Consider the following 5203-nt stretch of genomic DNA (forward strand, 5'->3'; position numbering starts at 1 on the left):
CCGGTCCCATTCCGAACCCGGAAGCTCAGCCCTACAGCGCCGATGGTACTGCCCTGGAGACGGGGTGGGAGAGTAGGACGCCGCCGGACAACCATTCCGTCAGGGGATGGACCCCCGCACCCCACACCGGGTGCGGCACGGGTCCATCCCCTGACGACGTTCACGGGTTTTTTCCGAGATGCTCTTCCACGCTGTGGAACACTGGTTCCGCCGGCCGACACGGCCGACGCACGGTGTGGGAGGACGGACATGGCAGAGGCCGGTGTGCAGTCGGTCGAGCGAGCGCTCGACCTCCTGGAGATCCTTGCGGAGCTCGGCGACGACGCCGGCCTGAGCGAGCTCTCGGAACGGTCGGGTCTGCCGCTTCCGACGATCCACCGGCTCATGCGCACGCTCGTCGGCCGCGGCTATGCGCGCCGGCTTCCCACGCGCCGCTACGCGCTCGGCGCGCGGACGCTGGGCCTGGGTGAGGCGGCCGGCCGTCAGCTCGGCGCCGGCGCCCGCCGTCATCTCGCCCGGCTCGCGCGCGAGCTCGGCGAGACCGCCAACCTCGCGATGCTCGACGGCGAGATGGCCGTCTACGTCGCCCAGGCGGCGTCGTCGCACTCCATGCGGATGTTCACCGAGGTGGGACGGCGCGTGCACCTGCACAGCACCGGCGTGGGCAAGGCCCTGCTGGGCGAGCTGCCGGACGCGGCGGTGCGGGACCTCGCCGACCGGACGGGGCTCCCCGCGGCCACGGAGCAGACCCTCACCGACGTCGAGGCGCTGCTCGCGGCGGTGCGCGAGGCCCACGAGCGGGGGTACGCCGTCGACGACGGTGAGCAGGAGATCGGTGTGCGGTGCTTCGCCGTCGTGGTTCCCGGGGTGCCCGTCCCTGCTGCGTTGTCGGTGTCCGGACCTGCGGCGCGGGTGTCCTACGAGTTCGGGGAGCGAGCCGTGCCGCTGCTGCACGAGGTCGCGCGTGACGTCGCGCGCGAGCTGACCGGGAGCTGATCGCGCCCTCGGGTGCGGCCGTACCGTTGACCGCGGCATCCTGCGGAGCCTACTGTTTCCACCAGGGAATATTTGGTTTCCGCATCATGGAAGAAGCGGGAGCCGGACCGCTCGACCGAGGGACAGACAGTGGACACTCCGGACGGCCTGACCATCACCGGCGACATCGGACCGCGCGCGGAGGAGGTGCTGACTCCGCAGGCGCTCGAGCTCATCGCACTGCTGCACCGCGAGCTCGACGACCGGCGCCTCGAGCTGCTCGAGGCGCGCCGGCGGCGGGTCGCGGACCTCGCGGCGGGCGGCACCCTGGACTTCCTGCCCGAGACCCGGCACATCCGCGAGGACCCGACGTGGCGCGTGGCGCCGCCGGCGCCCGGCCTGGCGGACCGGCGGTGCGAGATCACCGGCCCGACCGACCGCAAGATGACGATCAACGCGCTCAACTCGGGCGCGAGGGCGTGGCTCGCCGACCACGAGGACGCGAACACGCCGCAGTGGGGCGCCGTCGTGGGCGGGCAGCTCAACCTGCTCGACGCCATCGACCGCACGATCGACTTCACGGCCGAGAACGGCAAGACGTACGCGCTCGAGCCGGACGACGAGCTCGCGACGATCATCGTGCGCCCCCGCGGCTGGCACCTGCCGGAGAAGCACGTGCTGGTGGACGGGCGGCCGACGTCGGGCAGTCTGGTGGACTTCGCGCTGTACGTGGCCACGGCGGGGCTGCGGCAGATCGAGAAGGGTCAGGGACCGTACTTCTACCTGCCGAAGATGGAGTCGCACCTCGAGGCCCGACTCTGGAACGACGCGTTCCTGCTGGCCCAGGACTACCTCGGCATCCCGCGCGGCACCATCCGGGCCACCGTGCTCATCGAGACCTACCCCGCCGCGTTCGAGATGGAGGAGATCCTCTACGAGCTGCGCGAGCACAGCGCGGGACTGAACGCCGGCCGGTGGGACTTCATGTTCTCGGTGATCAAGTCGTTCCGGACGCGCGGGCCGGAGTTCCTGCTGCCGGACCGCAACGCCGTCACGATGACGGTGCCGTTCATGCGGGCCTACACCGAGCTGCTCGTGTCCACGTGCCACCGGCGGGGCGCGCACGCGATCGGCGGCATGGCCGCGTTCATCCCGAGCCGGGACGAGGCGGTCAACGAGGCGGCGTTCGCCAAGGTCCGCGACGACAAGACCCGTGAGGCGAACGACGGGTTCGACGGGTCGTGGGTCGCCCACCCGGGCATGGTGGAGCTGTGCACCGAGGTGTTCACCTCGGTGCTGGGTGACCGGCCGAACCAGATCGAGCGCACGCGCGACGACGTGCACGTCACCGCGGCGCAGCTGCTCGACGTCGCCTCGACGCCCGGCGAGGTGACCGAGGCGGGCCTGCGCAACAACGTCTCCGTGGGCATCCAGTACCTCAAGGCCTGGCTCGGCGGGCTCGGCGCCGTCGCGATCTTCAACCTCATGGAGGACGCGGCGACGGCCGAGATCTCGCGGTCGCAGGTGTGGCAGTGGCTGCACAACGACGTGACCCTCGCGGACACCGGCCGGAAGGTCACGCGCGAGCTCGTCGACCAGGTGGTCGAGGAGGAGATCGCCGAGCTGCCCGGGGACCCGGCCGACTACGAGGAGGCGCGGCAGACGTTCCTCGAGGTCGCTGTCGCCGACGAGTACGCGGACTTCCTCACGCTGCCGGCGTACGACCGCATGCCCTGACACCCGCTCAGCGAGAGCCTGCGACGGAGGAGGCCGGATGGCAGAGAGCGAGGGCGAGCGGCTGGCGGTCGTGGTGCAGGAGCTGCTCGGCGAGCTGGGCGCCGAGCAGGTCGTCACCGACCGGCAGCGCCGCCGCACGTACGAGTCCGACGGGCTGGCGGCGTACCGGGTGCTGCCCGGCGTGGTGGTCCTCGCGCGGGACGTGCGCGACGTCGTCGCCACGGTGCGGGCGTGCGCGCGGCACGGGGTCCCGTTCGTCGCCCGCGGCTCGGGCACCGGCCTGTCCGGCGGCGCGCTGCCGCACGCGGACGGGGTGCTGCTGGTGGTCTCGCAGCTGCGCACCGTGCGGGAGGTCGACGCCGCCAACCAGCGCGCGGTCGTCGACCCCGGGGTCATCAACCTGCACCTCACCGCCGCGACCAGCCCCGACGGGTACTACTTCGCTCCCGACCCGTCGAGCCAGTCGGTGTGCTCCATCGGCGGCAACGTGGCAGAGAACTCCGGCGGCGCGCACTGCCTCAAGTACGGCTTCACGACGAACCACGTCACCGGGCTCGACCTCGTCACGCCGGCCGGTGAGCAGGTGGAGATCGGTGGGAAGGCGCCCGACCCGCCCGGGTACGACCTGCTCGGCGCCCTCGTGGGCAGCGAGGGAACCCTCGGGGTCGTCACGTCCGCGACGGTGCGGCTCACGCGCCTCCCGCAGGAGGTCCGCACCCTGCTCGCGGCCTTCCGCACCATGGACGACGCCGGCGCCGCCACCTCCGCGATCATCGCGACGGGCGTCGTCCCCGCGGCGATCGAGATGATGGACGCCCTCGCGATCCGGGCCGCGGAGAAGGCCGTGCGGTGCGGCTACCCCGACGGCGCGGGCGCCGTGCTCGTCATCGAGCTCGACGGGCCGGCGGCCGACGTCGCCGGCGAGTTCGACGACGTCGTGCGGCTGTGCGAGGCGGCCGGCGCGTTCGAGGTGCGTGTCGCGGCGGACGACGCCGAGCGCGCGCTCATCTGGAAGGGTCGCAAGTCGGCGTTCGCGGCGGTCGGCCGGATCAGCCCCGACTACATCGTGCAGGACGGCGTGATCCCGCGGACCGCGCTGCCCCAGGTGCTGCGGCGGATCGCCGAGCTCAGCGAGCGCGCCGGCGTGCAGGTCGCCAACGTCTTCCACGCCGGCGACGGCAACCTGCACCCGCTCGTGCTGTTCGACGGCGCGGTGCCCGGTGCCGTCGACCGGGCCGAGGAGGTCGCCGGCGGCATCCTCGACCTGTGCCTCGAGCACGGAGGGTCGATCACGGGCGAGCACGGCGTCGGCGCCGACAAGGCGAAGCACATGTTGCGCATGTTCACCGCCGCTGACCTCGACACGATGCAGGCGCTGCGCTGCGCCTTCGATCCCGAGGGCATCGCCAACCCGGGCAAGGTGTTCCCGACGCCCCGGCTGTGCGGGGACGTGCCGGGCAGGCGCCGGGGCGCGCACCCGCTCAGCGAGGCCGGCGTCGCGGAGGTGTTCTGATGACGGCGGGCGGGCCGACGGAGCGCACGGCCCCCGACCTGGCACGCCTCGCCGACGCGCTGCGTGCGCACGGGGGAGACGTCCACGAGGCGGGCCCCGGCGACGCCGTCGACGGGGTGCCCGCCGCCGCGGTCGCACGGCCGACGTCGGCCGGGGGAGCGGCCGCCGTGCTGCGCGAGGCGACGGCCCAGGGACTCGTCACGGTGGCGCGCGGCGGCGGGACCGCGCTCGACTGGGGCGCGCCGCCCGAGCGCGTCGACCTGCTCCTCGACACGACCGGCCTGGACCGGCTCGCGGAGCACGGAGCGGGCGACCTCGTCGTGGTCGCGGAGGCGGGGCTGCCGGTCGCGGCGCTGCTCGACGCCGTGGGCGGGGCGGCGCAGGAGCTCGTGGTCGACCTTCCGCCGGAGCGCCTGACGGGCGGCACGAGGGGTGGCTCGACGGTCGGCGGCATGCTCGCGACCGGGACGTCGGGGCCCCGCAGGCTGCAGCGGGGCGCGGTGCGCGACCTCGTGCTCGGCGCCACCGTGGCGCTCGCGGACGGCACGGTGGCCGGCTCGGGCGGCAAGGTCGTCAAGAACGTCGCCGGGTACGACCTCGCCAAGCTGATGACCGGTGCCTACGGCACCCTCGGGGTCGTGGTGCGCGCCGCGTTCCGGCTGCACCCGGTGCGCCCGGACCGCGCGTACGTCCTCGCGACCGGACCGGCGGGCCACGTCGCCGCGCGCGCCCGGGACGTCCTCGCGTCGCAGCTCGCCCCGGCCGCGGTCGAGATCGACCGGCCGGCGGGGGGCGACACGGCGACGGTCGCGGTGCTGCTGGAGGGCGTGGGCTCCGCCGTCGGGCAGCGGGCCGCCGAGGCGGCCGTGCTCCTGGGTGGAACGGTGCAGGCGGAGGCGCCCACGTGGTGGGCGCGTCTGCCGGGTGACGACGACGCGACCCTCGCGAAGGCGACGGCGACCCTGACCGGCGTCGCCG

Annotated in this window: 4 protein-coding genes and 1 rRNA gene; all 5 read left to right on the plus strand. The window is 73.8% G+C overall.

The annotated features are described in order from the left end of the window. Nucleotides 1-89: ribosomal RNA gene (gene rrf, locus HLB15_RS22215) — 5S ribosomal RNA — on the plus strand; the annotation flags it as partial. A 160-nt stretch (nucleotides 90-249) separates the two neighbouring features. After that, nucleotides 250-996 (plus strand): IclR family transcriptional regulator, encoded by a 747-nt coding sequence (locus HLB15_RS22220; RefSeq protein WP_171108754.1) that lies wholly within the window; start codon nucleotides 250-252, stop codon nucleotides 994-996. A gap of 129 nt (nucleotides 997-1125) precedes the next feature. Next, nucleotides 1126-2712: a malate synthase A gene (aceB, locus tag HLB15_RS22225; protein WP_171108756.1), complete on the plus strand. Its 1587-nt coding sequence runs from the start codon at nucleotides 1126-1128 to the stop codon at nucleotides 2710-2712. Between the two features lie 37 nt (nucleotides 2713-2749). Beyond that, nucleotides 2750-4225, plus strand: a complete 1476-nt coding sequence (locus HLB15_RS22230; RefSeq protein WP_171108757.1) for an FAD-linked oxidase C-terminal domain-containing protein — start codon at nucleotides 2750-2752, stop codon at nucleotides 4223-4225. Beyond that, nucleotides 4225-5203, plus strand: a 979-nt coding sequence (locus tag HLB15_RS22235) for an FAD-binding oxidoreductase (protein WP_171108759.1), incomplete at its 3' end; no start/stop codon positions are given. The genes HLB15_RS22230 and HLB15_RS22235, both read left to right, overlap by 1 nt.

Source organism: Promicromonospora citrea (assembly GCF_013004695.1).
Classification (GTDB): Bacteria; Actinomycetota; Actinomycetes; order Actinomycetales; family Cellulomonadaceae; genus Promicromonospora; species Promicromonospora citrea.